Genomic DNA, 15,999 nt, shown 5'->3' on the forward strand with positions numbered 1-15,999 from the left:
GCGATGGGAGCCGATGAAACCGCATTGCGCGCGTTGCGGCCAGCGCTGGACATAGCGGCCGAAGCGCAGCCTGCGAACAGCGTGCGTTCGCTATCACGCGGCTGGTGCATCGCCGGGACATGGCTGCCCGTGGCGTTTCTGCTCGTGATCGAAGCGCTGGTGCGCCTGCGCGTGCTGCCCGATAACCTCGTGCCCGCGCCATCGTCGATTGCCGAAGCGCTCTGGCAACTGGGCGCGGACCATTTGCTGCGCCATATCGCGGCCAGCACCGCGCGCGTGGCGGCCGGTTTTGGTTGCGGCGCGGCGCTGGCCGTCGCGGTGGGCGCGGCAATGGGTTTGAGCCGCCGTCTGGACGCGCTGCTCGATCCCAGTTTTCAGGCCTTACGCGCCATTCCCTCGCTTGCGTGGGTGCCTGTGCTGCTGTTATGGATGGGCATCGACGAAGCGCCGAAAATCACTCTCGTTGCAATTGGCGCGTTTTTTCCCGTGCATTTAAGCGTGGTGTCGGGCATTCGCAATGTGGATCGCAAACTGCTCGAACTGGGCGCGATTTACCGGCTTGCGCCATCGCGCCTGTTCCTGCGCATTCTGTTGCCGGCCGCTTTGCCGCAGATTTTCACGGGCTTGCGCACGGCGCTCGCGGTGTCGTGGATGTTCGTGGTGGCCGCCGAACTGATTGCCGCCACGCGCGGCCTCGGCTATCTGCTCAGCGACGGACGCGAAACCGGGCGGCCCGACATCGTTTTCGGCGCAATCATCTTATTGGGCCTGCTCGGCAAACTCACGGATAGCGCCATGCGCGCGCTCGAATCCCGTGTGCTGGCCTGGCGCGATACCGCAATAGAAGGAGAGCGCGCATGACTCATTCGGCTTTACTCGATGTCGATATTCGCGCGAAGCGTTATGGCAATCGCACGATCCTCGATAACGTGCGGCTTACGCTCGCACCCGGAAAAATCACGGCATTGCTGGGCCCGAGCGGTTGCGGCAAGAGCACCTTGCTGCGTATCGTGGCCGGGCTCGACCGCGATTACACGGGCAGCGTGGCGCTCGACGGTGTGATGCAACGCGGACCGTCGCCGCTTGCGGGCGTGATTTTTCAGGAGCCCCGCCTGCTGCCGTGGCTGCGCGTGGCGGACAACATTACCTTTCCCGAACGCGCGCGCGGCGCAGCACTGGCGCATGCCCGGGCGCTGCTCGACGAAGTCGGCCTGAACGCCGACGATGCCGAGCGTTGGCCCAAACATCTCTCGGGCGGCATGGCGCAGCGCGTGGCGATTGCGCGCGGACTGTTCGCGCAACCGCGTCTGCTGCTGCTGGACGAACCCTTTAGCGCCGTCGATGCCATGACGCGTATGCGTTTACAACAATTGCTGCTGACAATTGTCGAGACGCATCACATGGCAGCGCTCGTTGTCACCCACGATATCGACGAAGCGCTTTATCTGGCCGATCGCATCGTGCTGCTCGAACCGGCCAAAGGCCCGTTCACAAGGCCTTCGAGTCATCTATTCGAGCTTGGCGCGGCTCGCCCGCGGCAGCGCGAAAGCCTTGTCGCGCATCCGTTGCGCGCGATATTGCTAGAGCGGCTGGAAGCTGCGGTAATGGCATGACGGCGGCCAACCTAGCTAAATATGAAACAAATCGCATATTTGATTGACCGAATGCCAGGTGAAACGATATCGTCATACTTTTGACACTTTCGCAATACGCAATACCTTGGCTTCAGCAGAATATGAAACCACGCACTCATTGCGTGTGGAACTGGATGGCGTCAGTTATTCCGGTTCTTATCGAGTGATGACGGGCAGCGTCATCGTCTACTTCGAGAACGAAATCAAGTTTGCTCCCTACGGCAAGAACCGGCCCGAGCAGATTGCGCGCTGGCTATTGACCGATCTATGCCGCAAGGCGGAATCGCGCAAGCGCAAAGTCGCGCTAAAAATGTAATCGGTTTTCTGCCAGGCGTTCCCCAGCGCGTTTATCCGGCGCGTTGGGCGGGCGTATCATGAGCGTCATTTTCGTGGGCTTTGGCTTGTTGAAGCCAGATCAGTCAGGAATCGAATATGACGCATGGTATCGACGAACGAAAGCGCTGGGTCGCGCTGATGGTGCTCTGCCTCGGCGTGCTGATGATCGTGCTGGACACGACCATCGTGAACGTTGCCTTGCCGTCCATACGGGCGGATCTGCGCTTTACGGAAACCTCGCTGGTGTGGGTCGTCAACGCCTATATGCTGACCTTCGGCGGCTTCTTGCTGTTAGGCGGCAGATTGGGTGATCTGTTCGGCCATCGACGCTTATTTCTGCTGGGCATCACGGTATTCACGCTTGCTTCGGCCGCCTGCGGTCTGGCCAATTCGCAAGGTATCCTGATCATTGCGCGAGCCGTCCAGGGGTTGGGTGGTGCGGTGGTGTCGGCGGTATCGCTCTCGCTGATCATGAACCTGTTCACTTCGCCGGAGGATCGCGCGAAGGCCATGGGCATTTATGGATTCGTAGGCGGTGGCGGCGGCAGTGTCGGCGTGCTGCTGGGCGGCTTGCTGACCAGCGCATTGAGTTGGCACTGGATCTTTCTCGTCAACTTGCCGATCGGCGTGGCCGTCTATGCGGGCTGTGTGGCGCTGCTGCCCAAAGGCAGACCACTGGCTGATCGCGCGAAGCTCGATGTTGCGGGCGCCGTAGCCGTGACGGCTTCGCTGATGCTGGCTGTTTATGCGGTTGTGCACGGCAACGAAGCGGGCTGGACCTCCCTGCAAACCTTGCTGCAACTGGGCGTGGCCGTCGCGCTATTGATTGCGTTTCTTGTGATCGAGTCGCGCGTATCGCATCCGCTCATGCCGCTGCATATGTTCGCGCTGCGTAACGTGGCCACGGCCAATGGCGTGGGCGTACTCTGGGCGGCGGCATTGTTCGCGTGGTTTTTTATCTCCGCACTCTACATGCAGCGCCTGCTGAATTACAGTGCGATGCAGGTGGGGCTGGCGTTTTTGCCCGCCAATATCATCATGGCCGTGTTTTCGCTGGGGCTTTCGGCCCGGCTGGTGATGCGCTTTGGCATTCGCGCGCCGCTCGCGCTGGGTTTATTACTTGCCGCGCTGGGCTTGCTAGTGTTCGCGCGCGCGCCTGCCGAGGGCGCATTGCTGTCGAGCATTGTGCCCGGCATGGTGCTGATGGGGTTGGGCGCGGGCGTGGCGTTCAATCCGGTATTGCTGGCTGCAATGAGCGATGTCGCGCCCGAAGAGTCGGGCCTCGCGTCCGGTGTGGTCAACACGTCTTTCATGATGGGCGGCGCGTTGGGGCTGGCCATTCTGGCGAGCCTGGCTTCTGCGCGCACGGAAGCATTGACGGCGGCGGGCGTCGATACGGTCAGCGCGCTCAATAGCGGTTATCACCTCGCGTTTCTGCTGGGCGCGATTGCGGCATTGATCGGCTGCGTACTGGCGGCGGCGTTCGTGCGCACGCGTACACCGCAGCAAACTCCGGCGCAGCAGGACCGCATCTCGGGCACGTGAATGTCTCGTGAACGCCTCGTGAGATTGGCGCGCGGCCGGAGCCCGCAAGCCCCGGCGGCACGCACTTATCTCATGCGTTCACTCAGCCGATAGGCCATTGCAGCACTACGCACGAGTCGTTGTAATCGGTATCCACGCCATCTTCGGACGCGAGAATGCCGAACCACGTGCGCTTCGACAGCGGCGCGAGACGGCCATCGGTGGCCGACTTCTTGCCGTTCGCGAACACTTCGACGCGCAGGTTGCCTTCGCCGGAATTCAGGATCGTGCCGCGTACCTCGTCCTTCGAGTTGCCGGCATACGTCCATGCGGGCTCTTTACTGTCTCCGATATAGAGTTTCACTTCCTGGCGGAAAGCCGCATTGGCGAAAAAGACCGCGCGGAAGTTCGTATTCGGCGGCAAGCGGAAATTGCCGTTGCGATCGGAAAACGGTTGAAAGTCAGACATGTTTCGCTCCTGTCTCAAGCTATGCATTAAGCGGGAATAGTGCATCAGACATGGTGTTTCGTCCCGCTACCTACTGGAGTAGGTGTGAGTATCGTATCGATTAAAAATCGAAAAAAATTCCAGGCAATTAAATAATATGGAATGGGTATTTATTCGATTTGAGTGGGATTTGAAATAAATCTGAATTAATGCGATATGTCGATTTAATCGTTATCGAATGACTTTTCGCGCGACGCGAAGCGCATTTGCATGGCCGCGTCTCCCTCCTTGCATTCGTCCGCGATGGATCGGATCGGACCGCAACGGACCGTGTTCGATCAGCGTGCCGCGAATGCGATAGAACGTCGTGCCCGGTCGGCCCGCACGTTCGTGCAGTCCTCAGGAACGGTGGTGCAATTTTTTTTCGTTTCAGGAATAGAAGATGCTAAAGAGCGATTTAAATCGCTCTTTTCCGCTAGCGGGAAACCCTTGCATCGAAAATGCATAGGTCCTATCTTCGCGGCATCTATGACCGGCTTTAAAGCGGCAAGAATGAAAGAACATTACAGATCATTGAATAATTACCGATTCCCCCGCAAGCGATGCGAATTCCGTGCCGAAGGCGAGCCTTCTGCGATAACGACTGTTGACCGCCTCGCGCGATCGATTGATTAAATCAATTCGTATGAATATTGACCAGAAAGTGTCCGGCGGACTAATCTGCAAATAACAAACATCTAGTCAGCGTTTGATCTATCGGCCTTCATTCGGACCGCATCAACGCAGAATAGCCGGATGAAGTGAGTTATGCATTTAGCGTAGGCGTCGAAGTTCAGCGATCGAGGCTAATAAACATGAACTCTCTCGACATTCAGGAAAGTATTCGCGAAGTCAATCTCTCTTACCTCATGCTGGCGCAGCGTATGTTGCGCGAGGATCGGGCAATCGGCATGTTCCGGCTTGGACTGGCCGGCGAAGTGGCAGATGTGCTGGCCGGCCTGTCGCTGTCTCAGGTCGTGAAGCTCGCTTCGTCGGATCATCTGTTGTGCGCGTTCCGCTTCAACGATCACATGCTGCTGTCGTCACTCACGCAGCCTTCGAAGCACATCGAAATCGCATCGGCCCATGCTGCCATTCTGATGGCTGGGCATCCCGTCGAACTCCTGGTCTAGGCTCGCACATAACGTCATGAATACAGTGGCCAGAAAGAGCGTCACCGAAGACGCGCAGGAAGTGTTTCGCGCCGTCGCGCTCATCGAACTCGGCGCGCGCATGCAGGTGCTCGAGAGCGAACTCACGCTGTCGCGCGATCGCCTGATACGGCTTTATCGCGAAGTGCGCGGCGTTTCGCCACCAAAAGGCATGCTGCCGTTTTCCGCCGATTGGTACATGCCGTGGATGCCCAATATCCACGCCTCGCTGTTCTTCAATACGTATCTGTTTCTGAAGAAAGAGGCGAGTTGCTCGCATCTCGATGCGCTCACGAAGGGATATCGGCTCTATCTGGAGCATTGCACACGCACCGATGCCGAACCCGTGCTCGACTTGACGCGCGCGTGGACGCTGGTGCGTTTCTTCGAAGCGGAGATGCTGCAACTCACTGCGTGCTGCCGTTGTACGGGCAAGTTCGTCGCGCACAAGCACGATCTGCAGAAGGGCGTGGTGTGCGGCGCGTGCCAGCCGCCGTCGCGTGCGGGCAAGACGCGCAAGGCTGCAGCACGGGCAGTGGTCGAGGCATCGGTGGTGCAGACCTTCGTGGAGGTCGCGGACGACATCGCCATCGAAGCCGTGAACGAGGAGACCGTGCAGGCGGCGTGAGTGTCTATGCCGCCTGGCACTGCCTGCAACGGGCGCGCAATCAGAATCAGATCTGCTGCTGGCCGCCATCGACGAACAGTTCGATGCCGTTCACGAAGCTCGCATCGTCCGAAGCGAGGAACAGCGCGGCGCTGGCGATTTCGTTCGGCTCGCCCAGACGGCCCATCGGGATTTGCGCGGCCAGATAATCGGCGAGACCCTGGCGTTGGGCGGCGTCGTCGCCGGCGAGGTCGAGCAGGCCGGGCGTGCGCGTCGCGCCGGGGCTGATCGTATTCACGCGGATGCGGCGGTCCTTGAGATCCAGAATCCAGCTACGGGCGAAGGCGCGCACGGCGGCCTTCGACGCCGAATACACGCTGAATGCAGCGGTGCCCGCGCTGCCGGCCGTCGATCCAGTGAGGATCACCGAAGCGCCTTCGGCCAGCAGCGGCAGCGCTTTTTGCACCGTGAACAGCACGCCCTTCACATTGCGATCGAAGGTGTCATCGTAATGTTCTTCGGTGATGCTGCCGAAGGGCAGCATCGAGCCGCCGCCTGCGTTGGCGAACAGCACATCCAGACGTCCCTGTTCTTCCTTGATCTGTGCGTACAGCGCGTCGAGTTCCGTGAGCTTCGTGGAATCGACGCGCACGCCGCTCGCCTGGCCGCCCGCTTCGCGGATGCTCTTCACGGCTGCATCGAGTTCGGCCTGACGACGGCCCGTGAGGTAGACGTGCGCGCCTTCGGCGGCGAAACGTTGCGCAGTGGCGAGGCCGATCCCGCTGGTTGCGCCGGTGACGAGTGCGATCTTGTTGTCGAGTTTGCGTGCCATGGTGTTGCTCCTTTCATCAAGTCAGTGGATGGGTGTGTTGGGTGTTGCGTGCTGCGATGAGAGGAGAATATCGATGTCCCGCACATTTCGAAATAGAATTGGTTGCAAGCCAACGTTGCAAAAATGAAATGATGGGAGGCGCTGCCTGACCAGGCGCTTGCACAACGCACACGCAAAAAAATTCTCACGTCGGCCACAATATTCTTTGCGCTGATTCGTCTTCAGCAGCATGGAACCGCCACCCACTTCGCAGCCGATGACCGACCGAGATAGCGACATCACCGCGACTGTGGTGCGCGAGCGTACAAGGCTCGTGAATTTCATCCGGCGTCGCATTCGCGACCCGGACGATGCCGAGGACATCCTGCAGGATGTCTTCCATGAATTCGTGCAGGCCTACCGGCTGCCCGCGCCAATCGAGCAGGCGAGCGCATGGCTGTTTCGCGCCGCGCGCAATCGTATTGTCGATCGCTTTCGCAAGAAGAAAGAGCAACCGCTGGCGGAACTGGCGCAAGCCGAATCAGAGGACGAAGCGGGCAGTGAATATCGGCTCGACCTGGCTTTGCCTGCACAGGACGCCGGGCCAGAAGCACTCTATGCACGCACGCTGGTGCTCAAAGCCTTGCAGGACGCGCTCGACGAATTGCCGCCGAATCAACGTGAAATCTTTATCGCCCACGAACTGGAGGGGCGCTCGTTCAAGGAAATGGCGGAGCAAAGCGGCGTCACGCTCAATACGCTGCTCGCGCGCAAACGCTATGCGGTTTTGCATTTGCGCACGCGCCTGCAGGCCATTTATGAAGAACTGGATATTTAAAGGAGTCGATGGATGAAATTCCGAATCCGATGTGCGGGTAAGGCCTTGTTTTTGATCGTCGCTATCGGCGTGCTGGGTTGGGTTGTGATGTCGTTGTGGAACTGGGTGATTCCGGCGCTTTTTGTCGGCGCGCGCACGATTGACTTTGCCCACGCGCTCGGACTGCTGGTATTGAGCCGCATCCTGTTCGGCGGATTTCGGGGACACGGCGGCGGCTGGCGGCAACGCCGTCACTGGCGCAAATGGGAAGCGATGACGCCGGAAGAGCGCGAGCACTTTCAGTCGGCATGGCGTTCGGGACGCGCGCGGCGCAGCGGGGAGGAAGCATGAGCGCGACATTGACGCGCGACTGCAAACAGGCACCGGGCGTGATCGCGCCCGTGGTGGACCTGAAGCGTTGCGAAGGCAAGGGCGATTGCGTGGAAGTCTGCCCAGAGAATGTGTTTGAAATACGCCGTATCGATGAGGACGATTATCGCAAGCTCGATTTTCTTCATCGGCTCAAGCAGCGCGTGCACGGCATGAAGGTCGCCTATACGCCTAATGCAGACGCTTGCCGCTCGTGCGGACTGTGCGTGACGGCATGCCCCGAGCGCGCGATCAAGCTCGCCAGAACGGCTTGAGGTGCTCATTCCGTACGCAGATGAATCATCTGAATGATTAGGCATGCTACTCATCAATAAAAGGAGCGTTTATGGAAACTTCTACTGCCGCTCTGCTGCAGCGGCTTCACGCACAGAGCCATGCCGAAGTGATCGCGCGCGCCAAAACGCAATTGCAGGGATCGAACGAGGGCTTCCTGAATATCGCGGACGAATATGAAACGCTCGCGCCCCGGCTGCGTGGACGGTATCTCGAAGCGCTCGGTCTATCGAGCGAAGACTTCGAATCTTCGCAGGGCACGCCGCTTTCGCTGGCGGTATCGGCGGAAACGGGCAGGCTGTTGCGCAATATGGTGTTGTCGAACCGTCCCGCGCGCATTCTCGAACTCGGCAGTTCCTGCGGCGTTTCCACGCTTTATTTCGCCGAGGCGTTGTGCACCCTGGGCAGTGGCGTGGTGCTCGCCACCGAACTCGATACGCGCAAATGCACGCAACTGCGCGCCCACGTGAGCGCGGCGGGCCTGGAGGATTACGTCGATCTGCGGGAAGGCGATGTGTTCCAGACCGTAGCAGGACTGGACGGCACGTTCGATATGGTGTTTATCGACGTCTGGGCCGATACCTATCTGAGCCTGTTCATGCGCATCGAGCGCCTGTTGCGGCCCGGATCGATCGTGCTGGCGGACAATATGTACACGGCCGAATACGCGGTTCAGCCTTTCAAGCAATACATCGAAGACAATCCACGCTTCTCAACCACGACGCTGGATTTCGAATCCGGCGTTGAATTCACCGTTGTCGTGGCTTAGGTGCTTATACCGAAGAAGCCGATAAAGTCGATAAAGCGTGGATGCCGGTGATCAGGCCTTGCGCGCCAATACGTTTGCCGCGAAAGTTTTTGCGTGCGCTACGGCTTCCTGTGCATTGAGGAAGATGCCAAGCTCATCCCAGTTCTCTTCGACCGCATAAGTGCCTTTCGTGGCGAGCGCCCGCTGAACGCGCAATTGTGCCGCATAGCGGCCGTCGTCCAGTGGCCGCGCGGTGGCGACGATCTTGTGCGGAGGGCCCGATCTTTCCGGCTGGATAAACTCGTGAGGACCGCCAGGTATGCCGATATCGCGCAGTGCATTCCTCGCGCGGCAATCCGGGCAGTAGAAGCACCAGCCCGCATCTTCCTGCTTTGAGCGGACCTGACCGCGAGCCAGCACGGCACGGCATTCAACGTTTTCGCAGATGAACGGCATCGCAGTCTCCGAAGTGGTTTGAGGGCAAGCCTAGCACGTCGGAGGCCGCTCAACCATTGGCATTGTTGCCCTGGTGGTGGCTATGGAAAACCCTTAAATGCCGAATTGGACTAACCGCCAAGCGCAATGATGGCGGCAGTCAGCACGGTGCCGAGCAGCGTCATGGCAAAGCCGGCTTTCAAGGCGCCTGCACCGGTATAACGACCGAGCGCGAAGCCCGCGGCGAAAAGCATGGCCAGCGTGAGCACGCGCGAGATGACCAGTGCGGTCACGTGATCGCTCACGAGGAGGAAGGGCAGCGCAACCGGAAATGTCGATATGACCACCAGCAGAAAGATGCCGATTGCGCCGATAAAATCGTCGCGCTGGAAATGCGCGCGCGGCGGCAGCGTAGTGGCGGCGGCCAGGCGCGAGCGGATGAGTTCGAGTTCGTTGTCGTCGACGAGCGGTTCGAGCGCCGGCGGTAAAGCGTTGCGCAATACCTGGACGGCGGTGGCCGGGTCTTGTTCGCGCTTCACGGTCAGCGCCAGACTCAGGCGCTGACCGCGATCGGCGAGCGTGCGAACCAGAAACATCACAGCATCGGCGAGACCCCAGGCGAGATTGCATCCGAGCGCGGCAAAAAAGAGTTTGCGCCCGGCGTCTTCGCCTGCCGTCACGGCCTTGATGGCCCCCACGAACGTCAACGCCATAAACAGCCCAAAGCACAACTCGGTCACGCGATCGACCGTATTGAGAACGGGCTCGCGCTTGTCGGGGAGCGGCTGGCGTGACGGCGTGGTGGTACTCATGGGGCCTCGTGCGGGAGCAGATGGAGACTTGCAGAAGATACGCCATTGTTTGAAATGGCTCGCTGCAAATCGCTCATCGGCGCAGTGATCGGCGAGTGACGCCCGCCTAGAACATATAACGCAGCGATGCCGATCCGGCGAGCGACGCCGCGCCATGATGGCCGGCCGTGCCGGACACGCGGATTTCCGCGCTGGTCGGGCCTTTGCGCGCGGCCAGCCGGAGCGCTGCCACGCCGAGATAACGCGTGTCATAGGCGGCGATCTGGCTGATGCTATAGCCTTCTACCGTGCCCGTGCTGGTGACCGTCGGCGAATTCAGGGCTTCTTCAAAGCCCAGCGTCATGCCGGGCGTGAATGTCCATTTGCCGAGCGCAAGATCGTTGATATCCAGATCGACCATGGCACGCGCAGTCAATTGATCGTGCTTGATGGCCTGCATATCGAGCGCGACTTCGCTGCCCGTTTCCTGGAAGCCCTTGATTTTCGCCTGCGTATAACGCAAACCAATCTGCGGCGTAATGGTGAATGACTTCAGCTGGAAGCGCTTGCCGAACATGCCCGTTGCGCTGTACAGCCATTGATGCGAGCCGCCGGTCGCGGTGCCCAGGCCGTCGCCGAGCACGCGCGTGGAGTCGTACGTACCTTCGCTGGCCATCAGCATGCCGCTCACGAACGTGCCGCTATTGACTGCGCCCAGTGCGTATCGCGCACCGCCGACGATCTGCACGCTGTCCATCGAAGCGGTCGCGCCTGCGCTTTCGGGACGCTGGTTTTCGCTACCGACCGCTGCGTAGAGCGTCAGGCGAGGCGTGACGCGTTGGGTCGTGCCGATCAGAATGCCGCTTTCTTCGGATTTGCTATTCGCGCTGCCGGTTGCCCCCGAGGCCGTAGCAATATCGCTCCAGACGGAAACCCAGACCGGATGCTCGGGCTTGCCATCGGTCGAGAGCGAGCCGAAATCGCGAATGGCCGATTCGACCGCGAGGGGCTGATTCATCAGGTACGCCAGCGCGTCCGCGTGAATCTGGCCGCCGATGCGGTTTTCCATGCCATCGAGCGTGCCCGCATCGATCGCCGATTGCAGGAAATAATTGAAGGCGGTGTAGTTGCCGGAGAGCGAACTGTTCTGCAGATTCTGCAGAAGCGCTGCGCCAGCGGATGCATTGCCGCGCATCGACGCCTGGCCGGGCAGTGAGTTGTAATAGACCATTTTCGCGCGCAGCACGTAAATATCGGCCATCGACAGGCCCAGGCCTTCAGTCAGATAGTTCGTCACCGAGCCATATTCGGAAACGACTTCGGCCAGTGCGGAAGTCAGCCAGCTCGAATTGACGCTGTAGATTTCCTTGATGGCCTCGGCCATTTGTTCGCCCACGGTTGAGCCGTAAAGCGCCGAATAGTAAGTCAATGCCGCTTCGTAATAGGCCTCGATGGTGGCCGCCGAATACGAATTGGTGGCCAGATAATCGGTCATGATCTGGCTCGACGAAACCCCCGCGATACTTTCGAGCAGCACGGCCGCCCAGCCCGTGCGGTCCTTGCCCGAGGTGCAGTGAATCAGCGCGGCGCTGTCGCCGTGTGCGAGTGCGAGCAGCAGTTGCGCGAACTCGCTGCGCTCGCTGGCGTCGGTCACGAAGCTGTCGTACATCGACGTCATGTAGGCATCGGCGCCCGCGACCGAGGTGTAGGCGCTGCTGGTCGCGGTCACGGTAGTCGACGCGAGGATGTTGATGTTGGTGTCCGTCGCGCCGGACACGCTCGCATCCGGCGCGGCGGCAATTTCGCTGGTGGTGCGCAGGTCGTAGATGCTCGTGATGCCGAGTGCCTCGAGCGTGGCGGCATCGGCCGCGCTCAGACTCGACAGTGCGCTCGAACGATAGAACACGCCCGTGCGCATCACACCGTCGTTGGCGACGCTGTTGCTATAGCCGGTCCCGCCGTACAAGGTCGAGATGCCGGCGATGTCGCGGAAGTTCGCGAGCGTCGAGAGGATCGGGGTATCGATGGCATAGGTGACGTCGCTGGCGTGGGCGTAATTGATCGTCAGACACAGGCTGGTCACCGCGCATGCAATGGCGTTCCGTGCTTGCATATTCTTGTTTTTCCTTTCTTTTGAAATAGTCGGCGCCCCGCCAAAGGCTGTCGCTACGGCGTTTCCCGGCGAATGCGCGGGCGCCATGGAAACATACGGATATGTATGTTTCATGAAAAAATACAGAGTTGTATTTTTTGAATGGGTGTGTATCGAGAGGCCGGAAACGCCGCGCGATGGCTCGATATGTCCGGTCCGGGCCGCCTTGGCTGGCGCTCTAGTAAAATCGGAATTTCCGTTTCTGGATTGCCAGACGGACCAGACCAGACCGATATGTCCGATCAAGCATTTCCCGACTCCAAACCGCTAAGTCCCAAAGCACTTCGCACCCGCGCGCGGATGTTTCAGATCACCGCGGAAATCATCGGCCGCGAAGGCTATAGCGCGTGGAGCGAGGAATATCTCTGCGAGTTGTGCGACTGCACGCGCGGTGCGCTGCGTTATCAATTTCCGCAGGGCCGCTACGATCTGTTTCCTGCCTTTATTGCGTCGGCGCTGGATCACGATGCGGCGATGATGAGCGCCATGCAGTCGCTCACCACGAAAGAACGGCTATATCTGATTCTGAGCAGCCTGGGCGAGCGGCCGCCTTCCGAAATGACGGTGGCGATGCTCGAAATCTGGATGGCTTCGCGTGGCGATGCACGTTTGCAGGAAAAGATCCAACCGTTGTTGGCGGGCGCCGATGGCCGTCTGCTTGGATTGCCCGAAGGCGAGCGTGATCCTGAAGTGCTGGCGCTTTTCAATATCCTCTTTGGTATCAGCCTGAGCAGCGTGCGCGACGATTTCGATCCGGCGGCGCTGAAGGCGTCACTCGACTGGCTGCTGGCTCAATTGCCGGTGCCGGAGTCACTGGCGCGCAAACGCGCTGAACTCACAAAGGCGCGCGAAGCAAAGCGTTTCGCGTCGGCGGGCTGACTGCGGCGAGCGTGTTCTTGCTCGACCTGATTAGTTTGGATTGCAGAATATTGGTGTTCCGAGTTTCGGTGTTTGTGATATCCATCAGATTGATGATGGTGGGAATATATGATTGATTTGACAGATAAATCAGTCATCGCTAATTTGCCCTTCTGAAATCCACGCTGCTGTTCCCCACAATACGAATCAGGAGACACCCGTCATGAGCGTCAAAGTATTCGATTCCCCAGAAGTGCAAGATCTGCTGAAGGCCGCTGCGAATCTCAACGGCAATGCCGGCAATGCACGCTTTCAGCAAATCATTCATCGTTTGCTCGGCGATCTGTTCAAGGCCATCGACGATCTCGACATCACGCCCGACGAAGTCTGGGCTGGCGTCAACTATCTGAACAAATTGGGCCAGGATGGCGAGGCGGCGCTGCTTGCAGCAGGCCTCGGTCTGGAAAAATACCTCGACGTTCGTATGGATGCGCAGGACATGGCAGCTGGTCTGAACGGCGGCACGCCGCGCACGATCGAAGGCCCGCTCTATGTGGCCGGTGCGCCCGTGCGCGACGGTGTGGCGAAGATCGACTTCGACGAAGACGCGAACGCAGGCCCGCTAATCATTCGCGGAACCGTGAAGGGTACGGACGGCAAGCCCATTGCCAATGCCGTCGTCGAATGCTGGCACGCCAATTCCAACGGGTTCTATTCGCATTTCGACCCGACGGGTAAGCAAACTGATTTCAATCTGCGCGGTTCGGTGAAAACCGGCGCAGACGGCGTGTACGAGTTTCGCACGCTCATGCCCGTGGGTTACGGCTGCCCGCCGCATGGCGCCACGCAGCAGTTGCTCGATGGTTTGGGCCGCCACGGTAATCGCCCGGCACACGTGCATTTTTTTGTCACGAGCGGCGATCACCGCAAGCTCACCACGCAATTCAATATCGAAGGCGATCCGCTGATCTGGGATGACTTCGCCTACGCCACGCGCGAAGAACTCATTCCGCCTGTCGTGGAGAAAACGGGCGGCATTGCGCTGGGTCTGAAGAACGATGCGTACACGCATATCGAATTCGACGTAACGCTAACGCCGCTGCTGCAAGGTTCGGACAGTCAGATCGTCAACCGTTTGCGCACTGAGGCCGTGGCGTAAAGCTATTTCCGTTGCGCCGATAGTCGAAAAAAGCCTGCCTGACGAATTATTCGTGAGGCAGGCTTTTTCTATGGCTACCGGGCAGTGCGTTCAGTTTGTCATCGCGCCGAGTTTAGATGTATCGAGCGCACGATCCGTGGTGCCATTGTGCGCGATCTGCTCGCTTGCAAGCGATTCGCGATAGAACCGGCATCCCACGCCGAGCAGCACGACCGCCAACGAAGCCGCGCAGGCATTGACGATCGACACCGAATGGCCGACGGCCAGCGGCGAAGCAAATACCTTATCGGTGAACAGCGCAACGATGGTCGTGCCCAGCCCCAAGGCCAGCAGATTCTGCACCAGCAAAAACAGTGCGGAAATCTGCGCACGCAGTTGATTGGGCGCGAGCGTTTGCATCGCAGCGGTCGAAGTTGGCATGGGAAACGACGCGAAGAACATCGCCACCACGAGCACTGCAAGCGAGCCATACAGTCCCGGCACTTGGGTGAACAATGCGGCGGGTACCAGCATACAGGCCGCGCCGATACAACTCGCGCGCATCGGTGCGTCCTGATAGCCGCGTCGCAGCAGCCAGTCATTGAACCAGCCGCCGCAAAATACGCCTGCAGTATTCGCCACCAGCAGCACGGTGCCGAGCGTATAACCGGCCTGCACTGGGCTCAGGCCAAAGTGGCGAATATAAAAAGCGGGCGTCCAGCTCATCAGCGAGAACAGGGTCATCGCGTAGAAAGAAAAGCCAAAGTAGTGGCAGCCGAACGTGGCGCGATGGCGGAACACGAAACGCAGGGCGTCGGCGGTCGTCATGCGTGCGGCGCGGCCGCTGCCGTCCTGTGCGAGTCCTTTGCGCTGCGGGTCGCGCACGGTGAACAGCACCAGCAGCGCAACCACGAGCCCAGGCAAGCCGACGATGAAAAACGTCATCTGCCACGGATGAATCTGTCCGAATAGCGGCAAGGTGAATGCCGAAGCATGCTTGAGCAGCGCGATCACATAGCCGCCGACCAGAAACGCCACGCCGCCGCCAATAAACGAACCGAGCGAATACACCGCAATCGCGCGCCCCAATTTCTCTTTCGAAAAATAATCGGCCAACATCGAATAAGCCGCCGGCGAAAGCGCGGCTTCGCCCACACCTACTGCCATGCGCGAAACGAACATCTGCAGGAAGTTCTGGCTGACACCGCATGCCGCAGTCGCGAGACTCCAGATCGTTATCCCCACGGAAATCAGACGCGGCCGCGCGTAACGGTCGGCGAGAAACGCAATCGGCAGCCCCATGAAGGCGTAGAACAGCGAAAACGCAAAGCCGCTGAGCAGGCTGAATTGCGTATCGCTGAGCACGAGATCGCGTTTGATCGGCTCGATCATGAGCACGAGGACCTGGCGGTCGATAAACGAAAACACATACGCGAGCATGCAGACAATCACGACATACCAGGCGTAGGCGTCGCGTCGGCCGGGGCGGGCGGCGGCCGCAGTAGTGTTCATACGGATTCTCCAAGGGGATGTGGAATGCGTCCGGTGCGACTGCGCACGCGAGCGGTGTAGGCAAACGCAGGCAATGTAGCCAGCCAAAATCCCGCGACAAATGGGGAGAATTACTTCGCGCTTAGTGAGTTGCCCCCATCGGGCTAAAGAAAACACCCATACGCGCCTGAGTGAAACGCGCGCAAGTGCCGATGGCAAAGGGATTCGCGCCACTGCGCAGATGCCGTCTATAAGCGTTATAGAGAGCGTTTAATCGACCGGAGAATTTGGTCTTCATAGACTCGCAGCGCAATGCAGATCAATGCAAGGCCACACGGCCATGCTGAATTCGGGTC

The 15,999-nt window shown here is 59.5% G+C and carries 19 protein-coding genes; 13 read left to right on the top strand and 6 right to left on the bottom strand.

The features are described 5' to 3' along the window. The first annotated feature begins 3 nt into the window (after positions 1-3). From U5A67_RS17590 to U5A67_RS17605, 4 genes are all read left to right on the top strand, one after another. The gene (locus U5A67_RS17590; RefSeq protein WP_321815485.1) at positions 4-861 is read left to right on the top strand and encodes an ABC transporter permease; all 858 of its coding nucleotides are present in this window, start codon (positions 4-6) and stop codon (positions 859-861) included. Then, entirely contained in the window at positions 858-1,613 is a 756-nt protein-coding gene (locus U5A67_RS17595) for an ABC transporter ATP-binding protein (protein ID WP_321815486.1), read from the top strand. Before U5A67_RS17590 ends, U5A67_RS17595 begins: the two co-directional genes overlap by 4 nt. Positions 1,614-1,671: 58 nt before the next feature. After that, a complete protein-coding gene (locus U5A67_RS17600; protein WP_321959727.1) occupies positions 1,672-1,950 on the top strand; it encodes a hypothetical protein in 279 nt (92 codons plus the stop codon). A gap of 116 nt (positions 1,951-2,066) precedes the next feature. Beyond that, a complete protein-coding gene (locus tag U5A67_RS17605; protein ID WP_321815487.1) occupies positions 2,067-3,515 on the top strand; it encodes a DHA2 family efflux MFS transporter permease subunit in 1,449 nt (482 codons plus the stop codon). A gap of 82 nt (positions 3,516-3,597) precedes the next feature. Here U5A67_RS17605 and U5A67_RS17610 read toward each other — a convergent pair whose 3' ends face one another. Further along, on the bottom strand, positions 3,598-3,963 hold the full coding sequence (locus U5A67_RS17610) for a fucose-binding lectin II (RefSeq protein ID WP_205980573.1): 366 nt from the start codon (positions 3,961-3,963) through the stop codon (positions 3,598-3,600). 309 nt (positions 3,964-4,272) lie between these two features. Between U5A67_RS17610 and U5A67_RS17615 the strand changes: the two genes are divergently transcribed. The 3 genes from U5A67_RS17615 (at position 4,273) to flhC (ending at position 5,760) form a co-directional block, all read left to right on the top strand. Then, positions 4,273-4,617, top strand: coding sequence for a hypothetical protein (locus tag U5A67_RS17615; protein ID WP_321959728.1), 345 nt, complete (start codon positions 4,273-4,275; stop codon positions 4,615-4,617). Positions 4,618-4,796: 179 nt separating this feature from the next. Continuing rightward, positions 4,797-5,114: a flagellar transcriptional regulator FlhD gene (flhD, locus tag U5A67_RS17620; RefSeq protein ID WP_321815488.1), complete on the top strand. Its 318-nt coding sequence runs from the start codon at positions 4,797-4,799 to the stop codon at positions 5,112-5,114. 16 nt (positions 5,115-5,130) lie between these two features. Then, positions 5,131-5,760 (top strand): flagellar transcriptional regulator FlhC, encoded by a 630-nt coding sequence (flhC, locus tag U5A67_RS17625; RefSeq protein WP_415767859.1) that lies wholly within the window; start codon positions 5,131-5,133, stop codon positions 5,758-5,760. 46 nt (positions 5,761-5,806) lie between these two features. Here flhC and U5A67_RS17630 read toward each other — a convergent pair whose 3' ends face one another. Next, positions 5,807-6,571: an SDR family NAD(P)-dependent oxidoreductase gene (locus U5A67_RS17630; RefSeq protein WP_205980575.1), complete on the bottom strand. Its 765-nt coding sequence runs from the start codon at positions 6,569-6,571 to the stop codon at positions 5,807-5,809. Between the two features lie 229 nt (positions 6,572-6,800). Here U5A67_RS17630 and U5A67_RS17635 point away from each other — a divergent pair, with 229 nt between their 5' ends. From U5A67_RS17635 to U5A67_RS17650, 4 genes are all read left to right on the top strand, one after another. Then, positions 6,801-7,388, top strand: coding sequence for an RNA polymerase sigma factor (locus U5A67_RS17635; RefSeq protein WP_321815489.1), 588 nt, complete (start codon positions 6,801-6,803; stop codon positions 7,386-7,388). 12 nt (positions 7,389-7,400) lie between these two features. Next, entirely contained in the window at positions 7,401-7,718 is a 318-nt protein-coding gene (locus tag U5A67_RS17640; RefSeq protein WP_321815490.1) for a hypothetical protein, read from the top strand. After that, positions 7,715-8,011, top strand: coding sequence for a 4Fe-4S dicluster domain-containing protein (locus tag U5A67_RS17645; protein ID WP_205980578.1), 297 nt, complete (start codon positions 7,715-7,717; stop codon positions 8,009-8,011). The genes U5A67_RS17640 and U5A67_RS17645 overlap by 4 nt, the downstream gene beginning before the upstream one ends. Positions 8,012-8,082: 71 nt before the next feature. Beyond that, positions 8,083-8,799, top strand: a complete 717-nt coding sequence (locus U5A67_RS17650) for an O-methyltransferase (RefSeq protein WP_321815491.1) — start codon at positions 8,083-8,085, stop codon at positions 8,797-8,799. Between the two features lie 51 nt (positions 8,800-8,850). On the opposite strand, the gene U5A67_RS17655 is transcribed toward U5A67_RS17650, so the two are convergent. The 3 genes from U5A67_RS17655 to U5A67_RS17665 form a co-directional block, all read right to left on the bottom strand. Continuing rightward, positions 8,851-9,234: a hypothetical protein gene (locus U5A67_RS17655; RefSeq protein ID WP_321815492.1), complete on the bottom strand. Its 384-nt coding sequence runs from the start codon at positions 9,232-9,234 to the stop codon at positions 8,851-8,853. A gap of 110 nt (positions 9,235-9,344) precedes the next feature. Continuing rightward, complete coding sequence (locus U5A67_RS17660) at positions 9,345-10,025, bottom strand: VIT1/CCC1 transporter family protein (protein WP_321815493.1); 681 nt, start codon at positions 10,023-10,025, stop codon at positions 9,345-9,347. Between the two features lie 106 nt (positions 10,026-10,131). Continuing rightward, positions 10,132-12,117 (bottom strand): tyrosine-protein phosphatase, encoded by a 1,986-nt coding sequence (locus U5A67_RS17665; protein WP_321815494.1) that lies wholly within the window; start codon positions 12,115-12,117, stop codon positions 10,132-10,134. 339 nt (positions 12,118-12,456) lie between these two features. Here U5A67_RS17665 and U5A67_RS17670 point away from each other — a divergent pair, with 339 nt between their 5' ends. Continuing rightward, positions 12,457-13,035: a TetR/AcrR family transcriptional regulator gene (locus U5A67_RS17670; protein WP_205980583.1), complete on the top strand. Its 579-nt coding sequence runs from the start codon at positions 12,457-12,459 to the stop codon at positions 13,033-13,035. 202 nt (positions 13,036-13,237) lie between these two features. Continuing rightward, a complete protein-coding gene (catA, locus tag U5A67_RS17675) occupies positions 13,238-14,173 on the top strand; it encodes a catechol 1,2-dioxygenase (RefSeq protein ID WP_321815495.1) in 936 nt (311 codons plus the stop codon). Between the two features lie 90 nt (positions 14,174-14,263). On the opposite strand, the gene U5A67_RS17680 is transcribed toward catA, so the two are convergent. Beyond that, positions 14,264-15,664, bottom strand: a complete 1,401-nt coding sequence (locus U5A67_RS17680) for an MFS transporter (RefSeq protein WP_321815496.1) — start codon at positions 15,662-15,664, stop codon at positions 14,264-14,266. Positions 15,665-15,999 lie beyond the last annotated feature (335 nt).

The sequence above is a fragment of the Paraburkholderia sp. J69-1 genome, from assembly GCF_905220255.1.
Lineage (GTDB): Bacteria > Pseudomonadota > Gammaproteobacteria > Burkholderiales > Burkholderiaceae > Paraburkholderia.

Bases quoted from the DNA above. Each gene is read 5' to 3' on its own strand.
- U5A67_RS17590 (WP_321815485.1), top strand. From the start codon at position 4: ATGGGAGCCGATGAAACCGCATTGCGCGCGTTGCGGCCAGCGCTGGAC.
- U5A67_RS17595 (WP_321815486.1), top strand. From the start codon at position 858: ATGACTCATTCGGCTTTACTCGATGTCGATATTCGCGCGAAGCGTTAT.
- U5A67_RS17605 (WP_321815487.1), top strand. From the start codon at position 2,067: ATGACGCATGGTATCGACGAACGAAAGCGCTGGGTCGCGCTGATGGTG.
- U5A67_RS17610 (WP_205980573.1), bottom strand. From the start codon at position 3,963: ATGTCTGACTTTCAACCGTTTTCCGATCGCAACGGCAATTTCCGCTTG.
- flhD (WP_321815488.1), top strand. From the start codon at position 4,797: ATGAACTCTCTCGACATTCAGGAAAGTATTCGCGAAGTCAATCTCTCT.
- flhC (WP_415767859.1), top strand. From the start codon at position 5,131: ATGAATACAGTGGCCAGAAAGAGCGTCACCGAAGACGCGCAGGAAGTG.
- U5A67_RS17630 (WP_205980575.1), bottom strand. From the start codon at position 6,571: ATGGCACGCAAACTCGACAACAAGATCGCACTCGTCACCGGCGCAACC.
- U5A67_RS17635 (WP_321815489.1), top strand. From the start codon at position 6,801: ATGGAACCGCCACCCACTTCGCAGCCGATGACCGACCGAGATAGCGAC.
- U5A67_RS17640 (WP_321815490.1), top strand. From the start codon at position 7,401: ATGAAATTCCGAATCCGATGTGCGGGTAAGGCCTTGTTTTTGATCGTC.
- U5A67_RS17645 (WP_205980578.1), top strand. From the start codon at position 7,715: ATGAGCGCGACATTGACGCGCGACTGCAAACAGGCACCGGGCGTGATC.
- U5A67_RS17650 (WP_321815491.1), top strand. From the start codon at position 8,083: ATGGAAACTTCTACTGCCGCTCTGCTGCAGCGGCTTCACGCACAGAGC.
- U5A67_RS17655 (WP_321815492.1), bottom strand. From the start codon at position 9,234: ATGCCGTTCATCTGCGAAAACGTTGAATGCCGTGCCGTGCTGGCTCGC.
- U5A67_RS17660 (WP_321815493.1), bottom strand. From the start codon at position 10,025: ATGAGTACCACCACGCCGTCACGCCAGCCGCTCCCCGACAAGCGCGAG.
- U5A67_RS17665 (WP_321815494.1), bottom strand. From the start codon at position 12,117: ATGCAAGCACGGAACGCCATTGCATGCGCGGTGACCAGCCTGTGTCTG.
- U5A67_RS17670 (WP_205980583.1), top strand. From the start codon at position 12,457: ATGTTTCAGATCACCGCGGAAATCATCGGCCGCGAAGGCTATAGCGCG.
- catA (WP_321815495.1), top strand. From the start codon at position 13,238: ATGAGCGTCAAAGTATTCGATTCCCCAGAAGTGCAAGATCTGCTGAAG.
- U5A67_RS17680 (WP_321815496.1), bottom strand. From the start codon at position 15,664: ATGAACACTACTGCGGCCGCCGCCCGCCCCGGCCGACGCGACGCCTAC.